Consider the following 21,521-nt stretch of genomic DNA (forward strand, 5'->3'; position numbering starts at 1 on the left):
GCCTCAAGCAGGCGAATACGAATACCGATGAGAAAGTACCTCTGGAAGTTGTTTCCCAAGCCAGTCCGAGAGACGATTCTGAACCGGTTCTCGGTGGTCGATCGCGGCGCCATCGACAAGATCCTCTCGGATAACGTCCGCCTGCCCGTGGACTTCGAACGTCAGCGTTGCATCTTCATCCACGTGCCCAAGTGTGCCGGTAGCAGCGTCAAGAAGTCGCTTTTTCAGCAACGCACCCACGGCCACATGCCCTTGTGGTTTTACGAGCGGAGCTTTCCTGACTTTTTCGCTTCGGCGTACAAGTTCTGTTTCGTTCGCAACCCTCTCGACCGCGCCTATTCGGCGTATCGATACTTGCGTTCGAACAAGAGCATTGAGCGAGACTTTGCCGCGCATCAGCTTGCGATGCGTTACGACAGCTTCGACCGATTCGTGCAACACTGGCTGTGCGATGAAAACGCCCATCGGCAGATGCATTTCGCACCGCAATGGCGCTTCCTATGCGATTCGCTCGGTGAAGTCCGCATGGATTTCATTGGGCGCCAGGAAACGATCACGGACGATTTTCATCAGGTTTGCGCGCGCCTCGGTGTGGGGTCGGGTCTCGAGTCCGTGAATGTTTCGGCCGAGCGCCCGCAGGCACTCACCTTCGAGTCCCGCACTGTCGATCGGATCCGCCGAGTGTATGAGCGCGACTACGAACTATTGGGTTATTGAGGCGAATTGAGCATGGCCATCAAGTTGTACTGGTGTCGCGGCAAGGGGCGTGACGATCCGGGGCAGAGGAATTTCGGCGACTACCTTTCGCCGCTGATCGTCGAGATGGCTGCGCGCAAACCGGTCGAATACGCGCCCATCGACAAGGCCGACATGATGGCGATCGGTTCCATCATGAACCGCGAACAGAAGGCGAAGCGCTTCTTCCTGCCGCGCCGCCTGCATGTCTGGGGAAGCGGCACGGACGCACCGGAGCGAGTGTTCTCGGCGCGGCATCACTACCACGCCGTGCGCGGCCGCCTCACCCGCGAGCAGATCGAAGCGGGCGCGGGGCTGAAAGGAGTGGCGCAGGGAGATCCGGGTCTGCTCGCGGATCGTTGGTGGGCGGGCCGGCCGAAGCCTGCGAAGCGCTTCACCCTTGGCTTCATTCCGCACTACGTCGATCAGGCGGCGCCCATCGTCGGGCACGTCGGTGCGTTGCCCGGGGTGAAGGTCATCGATGTCTACTGGCCGGTCGAAGAAGTTCTGAGGGCGGTCCAGGAGTGCCACTTCATCGTTTCGTCGAGCATGCATGGGCTGATCGTCTCGGACGCCTTCGGGGTTCCAAATCGACGCATCGCGATCTCGCGCGGCAAGATCTCGGACTACAAGTTCGCCGACTACTACTCGGCGTTCGGCATCGACGAACCCGCCTGCCTCTCTCCGGAGGATATCCTTGCGCGCGTCGATGGCGAATTCGGTGCGCTCGTCGGGGCTTGTGGACGCCCCGGCATAGAGGCTATCAAGGACAATCTGCTGACCGTGTTTCCGTCGCTCTGAGGTCTTCTTGCTAAAGCTGGATTTGCGCGACGGCCGTGCAGGATACTGGCTGGGGTCCGTCATTCTGTTCGTCTTCTGCGCGTCGTTCTACGCGCCGATTTCGTCCAAGGCATCGAACAACATCTTCTACGCCGGCCTCGGCCTGCCGGCGCTGACATGGTGGCTGTATCGGCCGCGCGTGGCGCTCGATCTGTTTCGCGTGGCGCCCGCGTTCTCCGTCGTCTACGCGCTGCTCGCGGCCTGGCTCAGCCTCGTCGATATCGCCTTCCTGAAGGATTCATCGTACCTCGCCGTGTTGTTCTTATGCTGTGCGATGCTGGATCGGCGGGGGCGCGGAGTGGTTGCGGCGTTTGGCGCGTTCGCGCTCGTCAGCGCAGGCATGTTCGCCTACGCCGTCTTCGACTGGATACGCCTGCTCGACACGCTCGATGTCTGGCCACGCGTGGCGCTGTGGGGGCAGGGGCAGAACCCCGTCTATGCGGCGCTGCTGATGGCTTCCTCGTTCACATTTCTGTGGCTGTTTTACGTTGAGCGTCGTCTGGCGTCTCGTCCGCGTTGGCTCTTCTGGGGCGCCTTCGCGCTCCTGACTGCACTTTGCGGAATGTGCGCGATCGTCTTTCAGGCCCGCTCCGCGCTCATCGGCTTTGCGGCCTTCTTCGCCGCCTACCTCGTTCAGCGTCGCCTCGTCTATGCCGGGTTGATCGTGGCAGCGGCCGCGTTGGCGACACTGTCGTTTTCCGGGCTGGACGGTACCTTGCTTGAACGCGGCTTGAGCTTCCGCCTCGATATCTGGCTCGATGCGTTGCGACGTCTGTCGTCCGATTGCAGCATCTGGGTCGGATGCGGCAAGGATGACTATCGTTTTCTCGGGCAGTTCTTCCACGCCCACAGCGCCTACGTTTCGATTCTCTACGAGGGCGGAGCGATCGCCCTGGCGCTTTTCCTCGCACTGGCCGCCGTGTTCTTCGTCACGACTTGGCGGAGCCGTTCGCGCTGGATGCTGGTCGCACTCGTCGGTTGGGCCGGCGTGGCGACGACGACGCCGGGGGTGATCGTGTCGCCGCGCACGCTGTGGGTGTTCTTCTGGATTCCGACGCTGATGGCCGTGCTCGACAGCGGCCGCCCGGCTCTGGAGTCCTACTACCGCGCCCGCGACGCGGTCAGCCGGCGCGGTTGAGGTTTGGCATGCGCGTCATGTGTTCCGGTTCAAGATGGATGCCGGACGCTGCGTTGTAGTGCGCGAGGAAACTGAGCGCACCGGCCTCGTTGATGAGGCGCGTGTCGGCCTTGTAGCGGAACACATGGCGGAAATTGCGCACGCGCTTGTGGCGGCTGATCGGGCTGCACTGCACGCTCATGTCGGAGACGTCGATCAGGCCGAATTCGCCGTCGGGCATTAAGAGGACGTTGCCTAGGTGCAGCGAGCGGAAGTAGATGCCTTCGTCGTGGAGTTTGGCGATGAAGCCCGCGAGGCGCAGCAGCAGCGCGGCGCGCTCATCGGGGCCCAAGCCGGGGAGCAGGCTGCGGATGGTATCGCCGGGCAGGGGCCAGTAGCGCACCGCGGTCTTGCGTTCGCTGTCGATGTCGTAGGTGTCGAGCACCTGCGGACAGGGGATGTTGCGCGCGGCGAGCGCTTCGGCGTTGCGCCGGAAGCAGTCCGCCGGCGGGAAGAACAGCGCCGAGGACAGGAAGCGCTTGCGGCGGAAGAGCTTGAGGAAGGAGCCGTCGGCGAGACGCAGGACCTTTTCGCCGCGCGGGTCGGCCTCGATGACCGTCGCGCCCTTGCGCAAGGCGGAAAAGGCTTCACGGTTGAGTGGAGTCACTGGGCGCTGCCGGAGGAATCAAAGGTACAATTTTAACCCGCATGTTGCAGTGCAGGCCGGATTTCGCGGCAGTGCACGAATCCCCTTTCCGGAAGCCCTACAACTTGAAGCGCACCAAAGAAACGCACTCCGCTTCCAGCCTCAAGATCTATTTCCGTCTGCTGGGCTACGTCCGGCCCTATGTGCCGGCGTTTGCGCTGAGCATCGTCGGCTTCCTGATCTTCGCGTCGTCGCAGCCGATGTTGGCGGGCATCCTGAAGTATTTCGTCGACGGGCTGTCGAATCCCGATGCGGCGGCCTTCGCCGGCGTGCCGCTGCTTGAATCCCTGCCGCTGATGAAGGCAGTGCCAGTACTGATTGTGGCGATCGCGGTGTGGCAGGGGTTGGGTTCCTACCTGGGAAACTATTTCCTCGCCAAGGTTTCGCTGGGCCTCGTGCAGGACTTGCGGCTGGCGCTGTTCGACAGCTTGTTGCGACTGCCCAACCGCTATTTCGATGAGACCAACTCCGGGCACCTGATCTCGCGCATCACCTTCAACGTGACGATGGTGACCGGCGCGGCCACCGACGCGATCAAGGTCGTAATCCGCGAGGGGCTCACGATCGTGTTCCTGTTCGGTTACCTGCTGTGGATGAACTGGAAGCTCACCCTGGTGATGCTCGCGATCCTGCCGGTGATCGGGCTGATGGTGACGAGCGCGAGCCGCAAGTTCCGCAAGCAGAGCAAGAAGATCCAGGCGGCGATGGGCGACGTCACGCACGTCGCGTCCGAGACCATCCAGGGCTACCGCGTGGTGCGCAGCTTCGGCGGCGAGGCTTACGAGTCGCGGCGCTTCCGCGCGGCCAGCGAGGACAACACGCGCAAGCAACTCAGGATGGTGAAGACCGGCGCGACCTATACCCCGATGCTGCAGCTGGTGAGCTACACGGCAATGTCGGTGCTGCTGTTCCTCGTGCTGTGGCTGCGCGGCGACGCGTCGGCGGGCGACCTCGTCGCCTACATCACCGCGGCAGGGCTGCTGCCCAAGCCGATCCGGCAGCTGTCGGAAGTGAGCTCGACGATCCAGAAGGGCGTCGCCGGGGCCGAGAGCATCTTCGAGCAGCTCGACACGCCGCCCGAGGAGGACCGCGGCACGGTCGAACGCGAGCGGGTCAGCGGGCGGCTGGAGGTGTGCGACCTCAGCTTCCGCTATCCGGGCAGTGATCGGGTGGTCCTTGACGGCATCGACTTCGCCGTCGAGCCGGGGCAGATGGTCGCGCTGGTGGGGCGCTCCGGCAGTGGCAAGTCCACGCTCGCGAACCTGATCCCGCGCTTCTACCATCACGAAAGCGGGCGGATCCTGCTCGACGGCGTGGACGTCGAGGACTACACGCTGATGAATCTGCGCCGCCACATCGCGCTCGTGACGCAGCAGGTGACGCTCTTCAACGACACGGTCGCGAACAACATCGCCTACGGCGACCTCGCCGGGGCGCCGCGCGAGGCCGTCGAGCGCGCCGCGCAGGCGGCCTTTGCGGCGGAGTTCATCGAACGCCTGCCGCAGGGTTACGATACCGAGATCGGCGAGAACGGGGTGATGCTGTCGGGTGGCCAGCGCCAGCGTCTGGCGATCGCACGCGCACTGCTGAAGGATGCCCCAGTCCTGATCCTCGACGAAGCGACCTCGGCGCTCGATACCGAGTCCGAACGCCACATCCAGGCAGCGCTCGACCGCGTGATGGCGGGACGGACGACGCTGGTGATCGCACACCGGCTGTCGACGATCGAGAAGGCCGACGTGATCATGGTCATGGAGCAGGGGCGCATTGTCGAGCGCGGTTCGCATGCCGAACTGCTCGCGCACGATGGCGCGTATGCGCGGCTGCATGCGATGCAGTTCGCGGAGCAGGGTGAAGGGGCGGCCGCCGGTTAAGGTCGCCGCGTTCTGTTAAGGCGGGAGGCGCGCGGCAGATCCCGCCGGTCGTAGCCGGGTTGTCCCGGCGTGCCTGTTCGTCGGCCGCGTGGCGGGATGCGCCGTGCTACTCCCGCCCTACGTTCATTGGGCGGCGCGGCGGTTGTCGTACATCATGAAGCGCGAGGTTTCGTGCAGCCCCCGCGCGAGCGCCGCGAGGCGGGCAAATTCCTCGGGGTGGGCGTCGGCGACGTTGTCGGTCGGGGTCTTCGACGCGAGGTCGTGCATGGTCGCCTTGCTGCCGTCGTGGTTCATCTGCACAAGGAAACTGCGTGTGACGGCACCGATCAGCGGAAAGGCGCCTTCGCGCAGGATCACGTGCACGGCGCGCTCGCCCTCGGGGGCGGGGAGCTGCAGGTCGCGGCCGAGTGCGCCGTTGCGGTACTCGACGCCGAGCAGCCCGGCGATGGTCGGCAGCAGGTCGACGAGGCTCGCGGCTTCCTCGAAGACGCGCGGTTTCAGCAGCTTGGGCGCGTAGATCACCGCGGGGACGTGGGTGCTCTCGAGGTTCAACTGCTCGAACGCGGGCGGCATGAAGGGCAGGCGGCTGATGCGGCCGTTGTGGTCGCCGAAGAGCACGAAGATGGTGTTGTCGAACCAGCCGTCGCGCTTGGCGATCTCCATCAGGCGGCCGATGTTGTGATCCAGCAAGCGCACTGCGTTGTACTGGTCGACGTCCTGGAAGCTGGCGTCCTGCACTGCCTGCAGCGAGGGCTTGCGGATCTCGAAGCCCTCGTTGTCGGCGGGAATGGTGTAGGGGCGGTGATTGCCGGCGGTCTGGAGGTAGGCGAAGAAGGGGCGTTTCTTCGCGTCGTCCTTCAGCAGCGCGCTGCTCTCGCGGAATAGGTTGAGGTCGGAGATCCCCCACACGTCGTCGTTGGGTGACTTCCACGCGCCTTCCTCGAAAAGTTCGATGCCGTCGATGCTGCTCTGGATCAGCGCGTTCATGTTGGCCCAGCCGGCGCTGCCGCCGATCGCGTACACCTTGCGATGTTCCTTTAGCGCGTTGATGAGCGTGTGCTGGTTGCTGATGAAGGGGTTGCGCGTCGCGCTCTCGGCGCGGGCGGCGTCGGGGATGCCGGTGATGCTGGCCCACACGGTCTTGGCGGTGCCGGAGACCGGGACGTGGAAGTTGCGGAACAGCCAGCCGTCGCGCGCGATTGCGTCGAGGTTGGGCGTCGGGTCGAGCGGGTTGCCGAAGCTGCCGACGCGGCTCGCGCCGAGCGATTCGAGCATCACGAAGACGACGTTGGGTGCGCGCTGGAATTGCAGCCTGTGCGGCTGGGGGCCGATGTGGCGCGTGATGTTCAGTTTCTCGGGGTCGGGTTCGGTGACGCCGAGGTAGCGCGTCATCAGCTCGTAGTGCTTGGCGACTTGGGCGCGGTCGAAGGTTTCCTGCGGGGTGCGGATGGTGTCGTAGATGAAGATCACCGGGTTCAGGCCCAGCGCGCCGACCGCCGAGTTGCCGGACACGAAGGCGTCGCTCCAGCGCAGCGGGACGGGGTTCGAGGGGTTGATGCTGGTGACGCGGCCGATCAGGCCCAGCAAGGTCAGGATCGCCAGCGCGAACGCGCCGACGGCCGCACGCGAGAAGGTCGGATTGATCCGTGCCGGCCGGTCGAGCAGTCGGCGTTCGAGACGGATCGCGGCCCACAGCACGAGGAGCGAGGCCGCGAGCCAGCCGGCGGTGATCTTCAGCACCGGGTAGCTCTGCCACAGCATGCCTGCCGAGATGTCCTTATTGCCGAGGAAGCGCAGGATGGTCGAATTGACGCGCAGGCCGAGGTAGTCGTAGTGGCCGAAGTCGAGCACGTAGATGAGCAGCACCACGAACACCGCGAGGGCCAGGTACAGGCGCGACAGCCCGCGCACGAGGCTGCAACGTACGAGGTTCGCGCGTGGCAGGAAGGCCAGCAGCGCGACCGGCAGCATCATCAGGATCGCCAGGCGCAGATCGAAGCGCAGGCCGATGCCGACGGCCTCGACGATGCGCTCGCTGTCGATGTTGCCCATCGCGTCGAAGTCCGCGAAGCCGGCGAGGAAGGCGCCGCGCAGCAGCGCGAAGACGGCGAAGAGCAGGGCGGTGCCGCCGAGCAGGTAGCGCACGCGGCGGGACTGGAGCCAATCGGTCAGGAGCATGGGTGTTCGCGGGTCAAAGTGCGCTCAGGGGCGGCCGGGCAGCATCGCGGCGAGCCAGCGATGGAGTGGCGTATCCGCGGGCCAGTTGCGCAGGAAGCGGGCGCGATCGCGGCGCCAGGCACGGTGGAAGCCGACGATTGTAGCGTGCTGACGGGCGGCATCAAGGTCGATCAGCAGGGCCTTGTTGCCGTCCCACAGCAGGTTGGTGGCCTTCAGATCACCATGGCTTATGCGCTCCCGATACAGGGTGTCGAAGAGCGTCTTGAGGGACGCGGCTTCCGCGGGGGCGGGCTCCTCGTCGGCACGCAGGTGCGTGAGCATGTCGGGGCCGCCGCAGTATTCGGTGACGAGCCAGGCGCGGGCGCGCAGCGGGCCCCAACGCTCCTCGATCAGCGCCAGCGGCCTGGGGGTGGGGATGCCGAACAGCGCGAGTCGGTGCCCTTCACGCCACGAGTGCCAGGCACGCGTGGGGCGCCAGGCGCGCGAGAGCGCGTGACCGAAGTGTTTGAGGTTGTAGCGCTTGATGACGAAGCGGCGCTCGCCGAGTTCGACGAGCGAGACGGTGCAGGTGTTGCCGCGCTTGAGCGGGTGGCCGGTTTCGACCCAGTGGTCGGGGTCGGCGAGCAGCGGGGCGAGGGCGTCGGCCTCCGTGCGCACGACCGCCTCGAAGCGGTGCAGGCTGCGATGCACGCGGAAGAGCGTGCAGTCGCGCCCGGTCTTGGCGAGGTAGTCGCGCAAGCGCCAGGCGCGTTCGTGGCGCAGTGCGCGGGCGAGCACGGCCGCGTCGAGACTCTGCGCGCCGCCGTCGCGGTAGGCGGCGAGCAGTGGCGCGATCGCGCCATCCCAGGCGCGCGGCAACTGCGCGATCAGCATCGCGAGGTCGCGCGCGGCAGGCTTCGCGGCGAGCGGGGCGGGGGCAGTTGTCACGGCGTCGCCGTCGATGATGTAAAGATGCCCGTTGTGCAGCAGGAAATTGCCGAAATGCAGGTCGTCGTGGGCGAGCCCGGCGCGGTGCAGCCGGCCGAGCAGGCGGAAGGCCGGCACGAGCAACTCGCATGCATCGACGTCGCCGGGTAGGCGGTCGGCGAGGGGACGCCAGTGTTCGAGCAGCGTCGTCGCGCCGTCGAGGAACTCGGTCGTGAGCAGGTGGCCGCCGCCGGGCAGCGCGGCCGCGGCGATGAGGGCCGGGGTCGGAATGCCGGCCGCGGCGAGTGCCGCGATGCCCTGGCGTTCGCGTTCGGCGCGGCGGGCGCTGTTCTTGTCGATGAAGAGCTTGGCGAGCACGCGCCGTCCGTCCAGCAGGCTGTCGCCGACGACGCGCCTGCCGGGCAGCACGCGCAGCAGGCGGTTCATGACGAGTTCACGACCGTCGGTGAGGGCGACGCGGAAGGGCACGGCGGGGGCGCGCCCGGCTGCGCGCAGCGTGGCCGCGTCCGCGAGCGGAACGTCAGCCGCGGTTCGCGCAGATTGAAGACGGTCGGTCATCGGCGGGCGGCCTTGCGATGGCGGCGGCGCAGGATATGGTCTGCGAGGCGTGTGGCGGCATCGTCGAGGGAGTCGCGGCCCAGGTAGCGCAGCAGGAAGCGCAGTCGCTCGGTGGCCGCCGGTCCTCTGGTGTGGCGGTTCAGTGCGTCGAGGTCGCGTGCGCGGTCGCGGGTGCCGAGGACGATGCGGCGCGTCTTTTCGAGGTCGATCAGGCGTGCCGTGGCGCGGCCCCCGTCGACACGCACGAAGAGGTGCTTGGGATACAGGCAATTGTGCAGGTGGCCCGCGCCGTGCAGCGTGCGCGCGAGGCCGGCGACGGCGTCGACGATCGCGCGGCGGGTCGCGCGCGGCAGCGCCGGCCATTCGGCGAGCCAGCGGTCGAGCGGCTTGTGGTCGTCGAGCGCCCGCGTGACGAGCAGCGCACAGACCTTGCCGGCGATGCGGCGCTGGCCGAAGAATACCGCTTCGAGCGCCGGTACGTCGTCGTGCTGGTAGCGGCGGATGTTGCGGAATTCGCGCGCGAAAGTGGCTTCGCCGAGTGGGTGGCGCAGGCTGCGGCTGAGGTGGTCGATCTGGCGCTTGAGGTAGAAGGCCTGCACCGCGCCGTTGGCGTCCGCGAGCTCCAGGCGGCTCACGCTGCTCCAGCCGCCGCGGCCTGTGTTGGGGGCATCCACGTGGTCAAGTTCGAGCGCCCACAGCGCGTCGAAGCGGTCGAGGCCGTGCTGCGCAAAGAGCGCGCGCGCGGAATCGGCGAGGAAGTCGTCCTTCACCTTACTCGCGTCCTTCGAAGAAGGCGGTGATGCGCCGGATGCGAGCCTTGTCGGTCGCGTCGAGACGGCGTTTGTCGGCGTAGTCGAGGTAGAAGCGCAGGCGCTGCGTGCGCGTGAGGTGATATTTGGCGACCTTGTCGAGGCAGGCGAGGTCCTTGATCACACGGTAGGCGAGAAAGGGGCCCCACCAGAAGGTGCCGCCTGGGCAGTCGATGAGGAAAAGACGTGGTTGATTGCCGCCGCTGCCTTCATCGACGAGCAGGTTCCGCCACTTCAGGTCGTTGTGCGCGAAGCTGTGCGCATGCAGCGTGCGTGTGATGTCCGCGAGCTGCCGCGACACGCCGGCGACCCAGCGGCGGTCCTTGAGGCGTGCGTCGCGGGTATTGGCGAGCCGGGCGAGGTCGGTCGTGCGCGCCAGCTCGGCGGTGATCATCGCGCCGCGGTCGAAGGCGCCCAGCTTGCGCTCCAGGCCCCAGGCGACGACCGTCGCGGTCGGAATACCCCAGGCGGCGAAGTGGCGCAGGTTCTGCCATTCCGCCTTCACGCGCGGGCGGCCCAGCCAGCGCCGCAGGTGCTTGCCGGCGCCGTGGTAGCGCTTGACGTAGTAGTGGCGGCCGGCGACCTCGACCTTCAGCACTTCGGAGAGTGGGTCGCGCGCGACCCGCTGGCCGGTGAGCGCGAACACCGCGTCGAGCGAGCCGAAGGCGGCGCGCAACGCGGCTTCATTGCCGTTGGTGCGCAGGTAGTCCGCGTTCAGCTTCCAACTGCTCATCGCTGTAACGCCGGCCGGTGGGCGAACTTGCGCGCGTAGCGGCGCTTGAGGCGGGCGGCCTCGCGTTCGAGGTGGGCGAGGAGGCGGGCTTCGCGCTTGAGCGTTTCGCGCAGCGGGCTGGGGAAATAGTCGCGCAGGAAGCGCAGCTTGTCGCGCTGCGTGAGGCCGATGTCGAGCGCCGAGAAGTACAGCGCCGCGAGGTCCTTGTCGCGCCAGCGCCGCGGTGTGCGTTCGCGCAGCTGGGCGCGGTGCAGGTCGATCACCGACAGGCGCAGGCGGTCCGGCGCTGGCGGCGGGTCGAGATCGAGCAGGAAGTGCACGAGGTAGAAGTCGCGATGGTTGATGCCGGCCTCGTGCATGCCGCGCGCGATGCGCGTGACCTCCCTGAGCAGCGCACGCTTGAGCGCGACCGGCGGCGGGCTGTCGGCCCAGCCGCGGGTGTAGGTGTCGAGGTCCGCCGTCGGTTCCAGCGCCTCGGTGATCAGGAAGGACTCGCGCCGCGCCGGCCCGTGGCCGCGGTCGCCGTAGGCCACCGCCGTCATCGTGCCCAGTCCGTGCGCGTGGAAGGCCTGGATCGCGCGCCATTCGTTCTCGGCGCCGAGCACCGGGCGGCGCAGGCGCACGAGGTTCTCGAGGATTTCGCCCCAACCGACGCCGCGGTGCAGCTTGGCGTAATAGCCGCGTCCCTCGACCTCGAAGCGGAAGGTGCGCCGGCCTTCGAGATCGCGCACCACCGTGCCGGTGAGCGCGGCGGCGGCCTCGAAAGGGTCGCGACCCGCCCACAGGGTGGCGAAGGGCTCGGCGAGGACGACCGTGTTCATCTGCGCGAACCGAGGATCACGTCGGCGGCGCGCTCGGGAAGGCTGTAGAGGTCGTGGCTGTCCGCATACGCGAGGGCGTTGCGCTGCCACTGGGCGCGTGCAGCGTCATCGCCGAGCATCTCGGCGAGGGCAGCGTTCATCGCGGTCTGGTCGAAAGGTTCTGCGATGACTCGGCCGGCATCGGCGTCCGCGATGTAGTGGGCGTAGCCGCAGGCGCCGCTGACCAGCGCGGGTAGTCCCGCGACGAGCGCTTCGAGGAGCACCGTGCCGGTGTTTTCGTGGCGCGCCGGGTGGGTGAACAGGTCCGCGCCGAGCAGGAAGCGCGGCACGTCGCTGCGTCCGCCGGGCAGCGACACGCGCTCGGCGATGCCCAGCGTGCGCGCCTGGTCGAGAAAGGGTTTGGGATCGTCGGCGCCGAGCGCGACGAGGTGGGTGCGGCGCTTGAGCGCTTCGGGCAGGGCGCCGATCGCCGCGAGCGTTCGATCGAGACCCTTGCGCGGGAAGTCGGAGCCGATCTGCACGATGAGCAGGTCGTCGTCGCCGAGGCGGAACTCGCGGCGGAAGGCGGCGCGGATCTCGGCGGCGTTCGCCGGGGCGCGGCGGTCGGGCGCGATGCCCGGCGGCAGTGGGTGGAAGCGGCGCTGCGGCGTGCCGTAGTACTTGGCGAAGAGGGCCTGCTGTGCGGGCGAGATGGTGAGGATCTCGGTATGCACCTCGGGTGCGAATACCGCGCGCTCGTAGGCCGAGAAGTGGCGGTAGCGCGGGCTGTAGCGGTAGAGGGGTTTCCTCAGGCGGCGCGCCTTGTCCTCGAAGCACGGGTCGGCGGCGTAGTACACGTCGAGGCCCGGCATCTTGTTGAAGCCGACGACGCGGTCGGCGGGGCGGCGCGCGAGGTCGGCCTGCACCCACTCGGTGAATTTGGCGTAGCGGCGGTGGTTCGCGAAGGCCTTCACCGGCACGCGCACGAGCTCGAAGCCGGGCGGCACTTCGCCGTCCCATTCGAGGGCGTACACGCGGATGTCGTGGCCGCGCGCCTGGCAGGTCAGCGCGATGCGCAGGAAGTCGCGCTGCAGGCCGCCGAAGGGGAAGTACTTGTACAGGCAGAACGCGAGCTGCATCAGCGGGCCTTGCGGTCGAATACGGGTCGTAGCACCGGGCGGCCGTCGTCCGGGTCCGGCGTGGCGCACAGGGCTTCCTCGCACGGCGTGCCGTCGGCGATCACCGACTGCAGCGCGCGCCACACGCGATCCGGCGCGAGGCGGGTGAAGCACAGCGGCTGTTCGGTGGCGAGGTCGAAGCGGGCACGCTCGTCGGCGCTCGGCTCGTGCGTGCAGCGGCGCTGCAGGCAGGGGGCGCAGGGTAGGTTCGAGGCGAAATGGAACTGATTGTGCCCCCAGGCGCCGGTGAAGCCGGGGTTGGTCGGGCCGAAAAGCGACAGCGTCGGCACGTCGAAGGCCGCGGCGAGATGGCCGAGGCCGGTGTCGACGGCGACGCAAGCGCGCGCGCCGGCGAGCTGGGCGGCGATGCCGGCGAGCTTTAGGCGCGGCAGCACACTGACGTTCGGTAGGTCTCGCGCGAGGCGTTCGGCGCGCGCGCGCTCCTCGTCGTTGCCCCAGGGCAGGCGCACGGCCCAGCCGCCGTCGCGGGCGAGCTCGAGCAGACGCCGCCAATAGATTTCCGGCCAGTGCTTGGTCGTCCACGTCGTGCCGTGCAGGAACAGCAGGTAATCGCCGGCATCGCGGCCGGGCGGCAGCACGCGGCGGCGGTCCAGGCCGTATTCGCCGGGGCCTTCGGGCAGCGGGTAGCCGAGCGCGCGGGCGAAGAGTTCGCGCACGCGCTCGACCGCGTGACGGCCGATGGGCACCGCGTGGGTGTGGGTGTAGAAGCGCGTCGCGAAGGGCTCGCGCGCCGAATTGCGGTCCAGGCCGTGCACGGGGCGGCTGGCGTAGCGTGTCAGGAAGGCGCTCTTGATCAGGCCCTGCGCGTCGATCGTCGCGTCGTAGCGGACCTGCTGCATGCGCCGCGTGAAGCGCCGCCATTCGCCGCTGCGCAGCGCCGCCAGCGGCGACTTGCGCCAGCGTCGCACCGCGACCGGGATCACCTCGTCGACGGCCGGGTGCCAGGACGGGATCTCGGCGAAGGCTTCCTCGACGACCCAGTCGAAGCGGATGCCGGGGATCGCACGCGCGGCATCGGTGAGTGCCGGCAGCGTGTGGATGACGTCGCCGAGCGACGAGGTCTTGATGACCAGGACGCGCATCAGGCGGCTCCGCGCGCGTCCTGCGCCGCGACGCCCAGCGTCACGAGGGCGGCGAGCACGCTGTCGGGCGTGATCTCGTGCAGGCAGCGGGTGTGGCCGAGCGGGCACACCCGCTTGAAGCAGGGCGAGCATTCGAGACGCAGGTAGCGCACCGCGACGCGCTCGGAGAGCGGCGGCGTGTGGTCGGGGGTCGAGGAGCCGTATACCGCGACCAGGGGCCGGTCCAGCGCCGCAGCGACGTGCATCAGCCCTGAGTCGTTGGTGACCGCCGCGGCGCATAGCCCCAGCAGGTCGACGGCATCGCCGAGCTGGGTGCGGCCGCACAGGTTATGCACGCCCTCACCTTTGCCCTCTCCCGCGTGCGCGGCGATCTCCTCGCCGGCGGGGGCGTCCTTGGCGGAGCCCAGCACCCATACTTGGTAGCCGCGTGCGACGAGCAGCGCGGCGAGCGCGCCATAGTGGGCGAGCGGCCACTGCTTGGCGGGGCCGTACTCGGCGCCGGGCATGAAGGCGATTGCGGGGCGCGCCGCGTCGAGGCCCAGTTCGCTGCACAGGCGCGTCTGGTTGGCCGGGTTGGCGACCAGACGCGGGCGCGGGAAGGGCTGCGGCAGGGGCTTGCCGGCGGCACGGCCGAGCGCGACGAAGCGCTGCACCGTCATCGGCAGCGCGGCCTTGTCGAGCGGTCGCATGTCGTTCACGAGGCCGTAGCGCATCTCGCCGCGGAACGCGGTGCGCCGCGGGATGCCGGCGAAGAAGGGGGCGAGCGCGGACTTCAGCGAACCGGGCAGCACGATGGCCTGGTCGTAGCGGCGCTTCGCCAGTTCGCGTCCGAGCCGCCAGCGCTCCTTGAGGCCCAGTTGGCCGTGGCCCAGCGGCATCGCGATGCCGCCGCGCACCTCGGGCATGCGTTCGAGGATCGCCAGCGACCAGCCCGGCGCGAGCACGTCGATCTCGCACGGGCCCTCCGCCTGAAGGGTCATGAAGAGGCTCTGCGCCATCACCATGTCCCCGACCCACGAGGGGCCGACCACCAGGACCTGCCGCAGCTGCGTCATCCCAGGTTCTGCGCCAGCCATTCCATGTATTTCGGCACGCCGACCTCGACCGGCATGAATTCACTCGCGTAGCCCGCGGCGCGCAGGGCGCCCATGTCGGCCTCGGTGAAGCTCTGGTAGCGGCCCTTGAGGTGCTCGGGGAAGGCGATGTAGTCGATGCCGCCGCCTCCGCCGGCCGCCTTGCTCCAATTGATCGCGGCGCGCGCGACTTCGTTGAAGCTCTGGGCGCGGCCGGTGCCGACGTTGAAGATGCCCGACACCTGCGGGTTGTCGAGCAGCCACAGGTTCACCGCGACGACGTCATCGACGTGGATGAAGTCGCGCCGCTGCTCGCCCGGGCCGTAGCCGTCCGAGCCTTCGAAGAGGCGGAGCCGCCCGCTTTCCGCGAGCTGGTTCTTGAAGTGGTAGGCGACGCTCGCCATGCTGCCCTTGTGCTGCTCGCGCGGGCCATAGACGTTGAAGTAGCGCAGGCCCGCGACCTGGCTCTTGATGTTCGGCATCAGGGGGCGCAGGTGGCAGTCGAAGAGGAACTTCGAGTACGCGTACATGTTCAGCGGGCGCTCGAATTCGCGCGCCTCGCGGAAGGTCGGGCCCATGCCGTAGACCGAGGCCGAGGACGCGTACAGGAAGGGAATCCCGCGCTCGACGCACCAGGCGAACAGGGCCTTGGTGTATTCGTAGTTCACGCTCATCACGAAGCGCCCGTCCCACTCCGTGGTTGAGGAGCAGGCGCCCTCGTGGAACACCGCCTCGATGCGGCCGAAGTCCTCGCCGGCCTGGAGGCGGCGCAGGAAGTCGTCCTTGTCCGCGTAGTCGCGGATGTGCGCATCGGCGAGGTTGAGGCACTTCCGGCCGTCGGTGAGGTCGTCGACGACCAGGATGTCGGTGATGCCGCGGGCGTTGAGGCCCTGCACGATGTTGCTGCCGATGAAGCCGGCGCCGCCGGTGACGATGTACATGATGACTCCTTGATCAGTGCGCGGCGCCGAGCGCGTCGCGCAGTTCCTCGCGGCTGACGGTGGCCGTGCCGAGCTTGCCGACGACGACCCCGGCCGCGACGTTGGCGAGCGCCGTCGCGTCGGGCAGCGACAGGCCGCAGGCGAGCCCCGCGCCGAGCACCGCGACGACCGTGTCGCCCGCGCCGGTGACGTCGAACACGTCGCGTGCGCGGGTCGGCAGGTCGAGCGGCGCCTGGCCCTTCTGCAGCAGCGTCATGCCGCGCTCGGAGCGGGTGACGAGCAGGGCCTCGAGATCCAGCGCGTCACGCAGCGCCTCGCCGCGCTGGCGCAGGGTCGCCTCGTCGGCGCAATGGCCCACGACCGCCTCGAATTCGGACAGGTTCGGGGTGATCACGGTCGCGCCGCAGTAGCGGCCGAAGTCCGTGCCCTTGGGATCGACCACCACCGGCACCCGGCGTTCTCGCGCGACGCGGATCAGGCTGCCGACCTGCGCCAGCGTGCCCTTGCCGTAGTCGGATAGCACCACCGCACCGCTCGCACCGATCGCGTCCTCGAAAGCCTGCTCGATGCCGGCGCTCTCGAGTACCGCGAAGTTGTCCTCGAAGTCGAGGCGGATGAGTTGCTGGTGGCGGCTGATGATGCGCAGCTTGGTGATCGTCGGGTGTTGCGGCGCTTCCAGCAGGCGGCACGCGACGCCGCCGGATTCGAGCCGCTCGCGCAGCAGGCGTGCGGCCTCGTCGCGGCCCACGAGGCCGACGATCTCGGCGCCGGCGCCGAGCGAAGCCGCATTGAGCGCGACGTTGCCGGCGCCGCCGGCGCGGAATTCGTCCCCCTCTACCTTGACGACCGGCACCGGCGCCTCGGGCGAGATGCGCGTCGTCGAGCCGTGCCAGTAGCGGTCGAGCATCACGTCGCCGACGACGAGGACGCGACCGGCGGAAAAATCGGGCAGGGAAGGCAGCATCAGGGAAGGACTGCTACGGGCAGCGCGTTGAAAAGTCTGCGATTATCCCACGAACCGGGTAGTGCGCGATGTTTCAGCGGTTGAACCACCTCAGCACGACGCCCCAGTCTTCGACGTCGAGGCGCGCGACGTGGCCGCAGGCGAAATCGAGGCCCAGCCAGCGTTCGGGGGGCAGGCCCAGCAGGTGGCCGGCGATCGCGCGCAGCGGGCCGCCGTGGGCGACCACGACGACGGGGGCAGCGGGCGCTGCGGCGCGCAGGGCGTCGAGCCAGTGCAAGACCCGCACGCTCATGTCGCGCGCCGATTCGCCGCCGGGGGCGCGGAAGCCCAGGGGGTCGTCGGCCCAGGTGTCGATCGCGGTGCCGATGTCGGCGTAGGGGCGCAGTTCCCATTCGCCGAAGTGCATTTCCTTGAGGCGATCGTCGAGAACCGGGGCGCCGAGTTCGGCAGCGAGCAGGCGCGCCCGAGCGAGCGGGCTCGCGTGCAGCACATAGTCTGCCGGCAGCAGCGGGCGCAACCGCGCCGCGACCTCCGCGGCGGATTCCGCGAGGCCGACGTCCGACTGTCCGTAGCACACGCCCGCCGGAACGTCCGGCCGGGGGTGGCGGATCAGGTGAAGTTCCATGCCGAGAGGATGCCCAGATAGATCGCCAGTTCGGTCGCCTGCTGCGTCGCGCCCAGCAGGTCGCCGGTGTAGCCGCCGAGGCGGCGTACGAAGTAGCGCGCGGCCCACCCGGTCACGGCGACGGTCGCGATCAGCGCGGCGGCCGCTTCCTGCGGCGCCTGCAGCGCGAGCGGCAGGACGCCAAAGGTCGTCGCGATCGTGAGTTCGGGCGTCGAAAGCCGGCGCGCAAGCGGCTTCGCCTTCGCCGTCTCGTCCTCGCGCACGTATTCGAGGGTGTGGATCAGGCTGGTCGAGGCGAGCCGCGACAGCGGATGCGCGACGAGCAATGCGATGGCGACGGCGGTCGCGCCCGCTGCGGCCAGTTCGACCAGCGCCGCGGCCTTCGCCAGCAGCATCAGCACGAGGCCCACGGTGCCGTAGCTGCCGATGCGCGAGTCCTTCATGATCGTCAGCACCTGGGACTTGTCCCAGCCGCCGCCCAGTCCGTCGCAGGCGTCGGCCCAGCCGTCCTCGTGGAAGGCGCCGGTGGCGCGGATCGTCACCGCCATCGACAGCAGCACCGCGAGGGTGGGCGGGAGGAACTGCGCGAGCGCCAGCCAGCTCGCCGCGCCTATGCCGCCGACCACCCAGCCGACCAGCGGGAAGTAGCGCGCGGCGTGGTTCAGGCGCTCGGGCGACCACGGTACCCACGCTGGCACCGGCAGGCGCGTGAAGAAGCCCAGCGCGGTGAAGAAGAGTTCAAGCTGGTAGCGCATCCGGGCTGTCAGGCGTTCTTGTCGCTGACGCCGGCCGAATCGAAGCTCGCCATCTCGTTGAGGAAGTTCGCCGCCGCCTGCAGCAGCGGGAAGGCGAGTGCGGCACCGGTGCCTTCGCCGAGGCGCAGGTCGAGCTCCATCAGCGGATCGACGCCGAAGTGCTTCAGCTGTGCCGTGTGGCCGGGCTCCTTCGAACGGTGTGCGAACACGCAGTAATCGAGGATCGCGGGCGCGATCGCGTGCGCGACGAGCAATGCCGAGGTGACGATGAAGCCGTCAATCAGCAGCGTCATGCGCTTTTCCGCGGCGCCCAGCATCGCGCCGGCCATCACTGCGATTTCGAAGCCGCCGTACTCGGCGAGCGCGGCGCGGGGATCGGTGGGGCGTCCGCCGCGGGCGAGCGCCTGGCCGAGCAGTTCGCGCTTGCGCACGAGGCCGGCGTCGTCGAGGCCGGTGCCGCGGCCCGTTACGGTGACGAGATCTGCGCCGCCGGCATCGCCGATCAGGCAGTGTGTGAGCAGCGAGGCCGCGGCGGTGTTGCCGATGCCCATTTCACCGAAGCCGACCACGTTGCAGCCGTTGGCGGCGAGCGTGTGGGCGAGTTCGCGGCCGCGGGCGAGCGCGGCATCCGCCTGCTCGGCGCTCATCGCCGGCGCGTCGAGGTAGTTTGCCGTGCCGGGGCCGAGCTTGGCGTTGATGAGGCCCGGTCGCTGGCCGAATTCGTGGTTCACCCCGCAATCGATGACGGTGAGCCCCAGCCCCATCTGGCGGCTGAACACGTTGATCGCCGCGCCGCCGGCGAGGAAGTTCTCGACCATCTGCCAGGTGACGTCCTGCGGGAAGGCCGAAATCCCTGCGCGCGCCGCGCCGTGGTCGCCGGCGAAGACCATGATGTGCGGCTGGCGCAGTTCCGGGCTGAGGGTCTGCTGGATGAGCCCCAGCTGCAGCGCCAGCGGCTCCAGGCGGCCCAGGGCGCCCAGCGGCTTGGTCTTGTTGTCGATGCGGTGCTGGAGATCGGCCGCGAGCGCGCGGTCGGGCGCGCAGATCTGAAATGTCATGGTGGCGGTATGCATGTGCCCTGAAAGGGCTGCGATGGTAGCACGCAGCCTGTGCCGCGGTGGCACGCGGCCCGCGCCGCGAGCCTCACGCCTGGGCGATGCTGCGGGCGGTGCCGTGCTGGCGGTTGAGGCGCTTGCCTTCCTTGGCGCGGCGCATGAGCTTGCTTGCCTGCTTGAGCAGGGTGAGGGCGTTGGCGCCTTCATTGCTCGAGATCGCGCAGCCCATCGAAACATCGAGCATGAACGTCTGCCCGTCAATCTGGATCGCCTCTCCCGCCACCGTGGTGACGGCGTTCGCGACGCGCTGCAGGTCGTCCATGTCGAACACCTCCTCGAGCGCGATCACGAACTGGTCGTTCTCCGGGCGTGCCACGGTGTCCTGTTCGCGCACGATGCTGCGCAGGCGCTGCGCGACGATCTTGAGGATCTCGTCGCCGACGTGCTGCCCGTAGCTGTCGTTGATCGAGCTGAACTCATCGAGGTCGAGCATCACGACGCCGATGCGGGTGTTGTGACGCTTGGCGCGGATGATGCCTTGGTCGATGCGGTCGGTGAGCAGGAGCTGGTTGGCCAGGCCGGTGAGCGGATCGTGATGCGACAGTTCCTGGAAGCGCTGCTCGCTCTCCTGCAGGCGAAGGGCGAGGGATTCGATCTCGTGGCTGCGTTGCGCCATGCCCTGGGTGAGGAACTGCTCCGATGCCTGCAAGGTTTCGATCGAATGCTCCAGGCTGGCGACCTCGTCGGCGTGTCGGGCGGCGCGCTCGCGCCAGTTCGAGCCGGTGCGTTCGGCCAGCGCGAGCGACATCGTCAGCACGCCGAACGTCCATGCAAGCTGGATCGCGTGAACCGGCAACCCTTCCGCGCGCAGCACCCCCGTGTGGGTGGCGAGGAAGAGCGCCGCGCCGACGAGCATGGCGGTCCAGCCGGCAATGAGAAGCCGCGCTCCCGGCAGTTTCTGCTGACGGCCATGCGCCGCGCACGCGATCGCCAGCAGTGCGAAGGCCGGGCTGATGCCGGCGATCAACGTGTTCGCGTAATCGCCTGGCAGCACGAAGGCGCCTGCCAGCGCGACGCCGAACAGTGCCGTGAAGACCTTGAGTGCAAGGTCGAGGCGCGGCGAAAGGGTCGCGGTGCGCAGGTATTCTCGATTTAACAGGGCTGCCGACACGCCGGCGAGGGCCAGGCCCAAGGGCTCTGCGGTCTTGGCCCAGCCACCGTCCGTTCCTCCGGGCGAAAAGCCGTGGAGCAGGCCGACGGCAAGCAGGCTGAGGCCGGTGCCGAATGCGAATCCTGCGTAAATGATGTAACTGCGGTCGCGGTTGGCGAGGAATTGGAGCAGCTTGTTGAGCAGCAGGGCGGCTGCAAAGCCGACGTAGAAGATCGTGGCCAGCAGGTTCGCCAGGAGCTTCTCGGCCTCCGGTTGGGCATCGGCCTGCGCAAAGGCCGCGACGGGAAGGCTCAGCGGGATCAGCAGGGCGAGGCGCAGGCGTGCGGCATCGAACGCCGTGCGGCGTTCGATCATCCCGCCAGTCGGTTGCGCGACAACGTCCATGACTGCCCTGTCGATCAGATCTTGTTACGAGCCTGCAATTCTAGGAGGCAAACGCGCTCAGCGTACAAGAAATCCACCCCGGCATGGGTAGCGCCAGGTCGCAGTGTTGCGGTTTTCCCTCAGGCGCCGCCCTTGAGTGTCAGCGGCAGGCCCGCGGCGACGAAGGTGACGCGCGCGCAGGCGGTAGCGGTCATCTGGTTCAGGCGGCCCGCCTCGTCGCGGAACACGCGCCCGAGAGGGGTGTCCGGGACGAGGCCCAGGCCGACCTCGTTGGCGACGAGCAGCACCTCGCCGCGCAGTGTCGGCAGAATCTCGAGCAGCGCTGCACGTTCCGCTTCGAGCACCGGCGGCAGGTCGGTGCCGGTCGGGATGTCGGCGCCTGCCAGCAGGTTGGAGAGCCACAGCGTCAGGCAGTCGACGATCACGCAGCGGCCTTCGCCGGCTTCGCGCGCCAGCGTTGCCGCGAGCATGATCGGTGACTCGACCGTGCGCCAGCCGGCCGGGCGGTCTTCCTGGTGGCGGCGGATGCGGGCCGTCATCTCGTCGTCGAGGGCTTCGGCGGTGGCGATCACGGTGACCGGCAGGCCGCTTGCGGTGGCGAGGCTTTCGGCGTGGCGGCTCTTGCCCGAGCGCGCGCCACCGAGAATGAGGTGAGCGGACATGTCTTTGGAATTGCGCGCTTTTTCTGCGCTGCGCAAAATTGCGGAACGCGCTATTATCCGCCCCGCGCCCGTTTTCGGGTGCGACGTGTTACAGGTGCCCGACGGCGACTCCCGCCCGAGGGTTAAACGGGAAACAGGTGCGCGAACGGCTCCCCGAGCCTCCCTCGCAATGCCTGTGCTGCCCCCGCAACGGTAAGTGGACGCAAGGCGCATCCAACCGCCACTGGACGAGAGTCCGGGAAGGCGATGCGCTCGGAGCGGGCTCCGCCATGGAGCACCGTCCAGCCCACGAGCCCGGATACCGGCCCGGACACGAGAAGGCGGAAGTGCCGC

The 21,521-nt window shown here is 68.4% G+C and carries 20 protein-coding genes and 1 riboswitch; of the genes, 4 read left to right on the forward strand and 16 right to left on the reverse strand.

All coding sequences use genetic code 11. The features are described from left to right. The first annotated feature begins 27 nt into the window (after nucleotides 1-27). From ToN1_RS14975 to ToN1_RS14985, 3 genes are read left to right on the forward strand one after another with little or no spacing between them, the layout of a single operon-like run. Complete coding sequence (locus ToN1_RS14975) at nucleotides 28-717, forward strand: sulfotransferase family 2 domain-containing protein (protein WP_169205795.1); 690 nt, start codon at nucleotides 28-30, stop codon at nucleotides 715-717. Nucleotides 718-729: 12 nt separating this feature from the next. Continuing rightward, nucleotides 730-1,536, forward strand: a complete 807-nt coding sequence (locus ToN1_RS14980) for a polysaccharide pyruvyl transferase family protein (protein ID WP_169205796.1) — start codon at nucleotides 730-732, stop codon at nucleotides 1,534-1,536. Between the two features lie 7 nt (nucleotides 1,537-1,543). After that, nucleotides 1,544-2,713, forward strand: coding sequence for a hypothetical protein (locus ToN1_RS14985; protein ID WP_244860792.1), 1,170 nt, complete (start codon nucleotides 1,544-1,546; stop codon nucleotides 2,711-2,713). Here ToN1_RS14985 and ToN1_RS14990 read toward each other — a convergent pair. Next, nucleotides 2,697-3,359: a phosphotransferase gene (locus tag ToN1_RS14990; protein WP_210147828.1), complete on the reverse strand. Its 663-nt coding sequence runs from the start codon at nucleotides 3,357-3,359 to the stop codon at nucleotides 2,697-2,699. The genes ToN1_RS14985 and ToN1_RS14990 overlap by 17 nt on opposite strands. Nucleotides 3,360-3,400: 41 nt before the next feature. Between ToN1_RS14990 and msbA the strand changes: the two genes are divergently transcribed. After that, nucleotides 3,401-5,272: a lipid A export permease/ATP-binding protein MsbA gene (msbA, locus tag ToN1_RS14995; protein ID WP_169205797.1), complete on the forward strand. Its 1,872-nt coding sequence runs from the start codon at nucleotides 3,401-3,403 to the stop codon at nucleotides 5,270-5,272. 123 nt (nucleotides 5,273-5,395) lie between these two features. Here msbA and ToN1_RS15000 read toward each other — a convergent pair whose 3' ends face one another. From ToN1_RS15000 to cobU, 15 genes are all read right to left on the reverse strand, one after another. Next, a complete protein-coding gene (locus ToN1_RS15000) occupies nucleotides 5,396-7,450 on the reverse strand; it encodes an LTA synthase family protein (protein WP_169205798.1) in 2,055 nt (684 codons plus the stop codon). Between the two features lie 24 nt (nucleotides 7,451-7,474). Next, a complete protein-coding gene (locus tag ToN1_RS15005) occupies nucleotides 7,475-8,935 on the reverse strand; it encodes a lipopolysaccharide kinase InaA family protein (protein WP_169205799.1) in 1,461 nt (486 codons plus the stop codon). Next, nucleotides 8,932-9,705 carry a lipopolysaccharide kinase InaA family protein gene (locus ToN1_RS15010; RefSeq protein WP_169205800.1) on the reverse strand — a complete coding sequence of 258 codons (774 nt, stop codon included), beginning with the start codon at nucleotides 9,703-9,705 and terminating at the stop codon, nucleotides 8,932-8,934. Before ToN1_RS15010 ends, ToN1_RS15005 begins: the two co-directional genes overlap by 4 nt. Before the next feature lies 1 nt (nucleotide 9,706). Next, nucleotides 9,707-10,477: a lipopolysaccharide kinase InaA family protein gene (locus tag ToN1_RS15015; protein ID WP_169205801.1), complete on the reverse strand. Its 771-nt coding sequence runs from the start codon at nucleotides 10,475-10,477 to the stop codon at nucleotides 9,707-9,709. After that, on the reverse strand, nucleotides 10,474-11,298 hold the full coding sequence (rfaP, locus tag ToN1_RS15020; RefSeq protein WP_169205802.1) for a lipopolysaccharide core heptose(I) kinase RfaP: 825 nt from the start codon (nucleotides 11,296-11,298) through the stop codon (nucleotides 10,474-10,476). The genes ToN1_RS15015 and rfaP overlap by 4 nt, the downstream gene beginning before the upstream one ends. Beyond that, complete coding sequence (locus ToN1_RS15025) at nucleotides 11,295-12,416, reverse strand: glycosyltransferase family 4 protein (RefSeq protein WP_169205803.1); 1,122 nt, start codon at nucleotides 12,414-12,416, stop codon at nucleotides 11,295-11,297. The genes rfaP and ToN1_RS15025 overlap by 4 nt, the downstream gene beginning before the upstream one ends. Next, nucleotides 12,416-13,558 carry a lipopolysaccharide heptosyltransferase I gene (waaC, locus tag ToN1_RS15030; RefSeq protein ID WP_169205804.1) on the reverse strand — a complete coding sequence of 381 codons (1,143 nt, stop codon included), beginning with the start codon at nucleotides 13,556-13,558 and terminating at the stop codon, nucleotides 12,416-12,418. The genes ToN1_RS15025 and waaC overlap by 1 nt, the downstream gene beginning before the upstream one ends. Continuing rightward, complete coding sequence (gene waaF / locus ToN1_RS15035) at nucleotides 13,558-14,613, reverse strand: lipopolysaccharide heptosyltransferase II (protein WP_169205805.1); 1,056 nt, start codon at nucleotides 14,611-14,613, stop codon at nucleotides 13,558-13,560. The genes waaC and waaF overlap by 1 nt, the downstream gene beginning before the upstream one ends. Then, a complete protein-coding gene (gene rfaD, locus ToN1_RS15040) occupies nucleotides 14,610-15,572 on the reverse strand; it encodes an ADP-glyceromanno-heptose 6-epimerase (RefSeq protein ID WP_169205806.1) in 963 nt (320 codons plus the stop codon). Before rfaD ends, waaF begins: the two co-directional genes overlap by 4 nt. A gap of 13 nt (nucleotides 15,573-15,585) precedes the next feature. Then, entirely contained in the window at nucleotides 15,586-16,536 is a 951-nt protein-coding gene (rfaE1, locus tag ToN1_RS15045; protein WP_169205807.1) for a D-glycero-beta-D-manno-heptose-7-phosphate kinase, read from the reverse strand. Nucleotides 16,537-16,609: 73 nt separating this feature from the next. Next, entirely contained in the window at nucleotides 16,610-17,161 is a 552-nt protein-coding gene (gene cobC / locus ToN1_RS15050; protein WP_169205808.1) for an alpha-ribazole phosphatase family protein, read from the reverse strand. Further along, entirely contained in the window at nucleotides 17,146-17,916 is a 771-nt protein-coding gene (locus ToN1_RS15055) for an adenosylcobinamide-GDP ribazoletransferase (RefSeq protein WP_169205809.1), read from the reverse strand. The genes cobC and ToN1_RS15055 overlap by 16 nt, the downstream gene beginning before the upstream one ends. A gap of 8 nt (nucleotides 17,917-17,924) precedes the next feature. Continuing rightward, a complete protein-coding gene (gene cobT / locus ToN1_RS15060) occupies nucleotides 17,925-18,974 on the reverse strand; it encodes a nicotinate-nucleotide--dimethylbenzimidazole phosphoribosyltransferase (RefSeq protein WP_169205810.1) in 1,050 nt (349 codons plus the stop codon). An 85-nt stretch (nucleotides 18,975-19,059) separates the two neighbouring features. After that, nucleotides 19,060-20,496 (reverse strand): diguanylate cyclase, encoded by a 1,437-nt coding sequence (locus ToN1_RS15065; RefSeq protein WP_169205811.1) that lies wholly within the window; start codon nucleotides 20,494-20,496, stop codon nucleotides 19,060-19,062. 149 nt (nucleotides 20,497-20,645) lie between these two features. Beyond that, on the reverse strand, nucleotides 20,646-21,188 hold the full coding sequence (cobU, locus tag ToN1_RS15070) for a bifunctional adenosylcobinamide kinase/adenosylcobinamide-phosphate guanylyltransferase (protein WP_169205812.1): 543 nt from the start codon (nucleotides 21,186-21,188) through the stop codon (nucleotides 20,646-20,648). 85 nt (nucleotides 21,189-21,273) lie between these two features. Beyond that, a riboswitch (cobalamin riboswitch) is annotated at nucleotides 21,274-21,510 on the forward strand. Nucleotides 21,511-21,521 lie beyond the last annotated feature (11 nt).

This window comes from Aromatoleum petrolei (assembly GCF_017894385.1).
Lineage (GTDB): Bacteria > Pseudomonadota > Gammaproteobacteria > Burkholderiales > Rhodocyclaceae > Aromatoleum > Aromatoleum petrolei.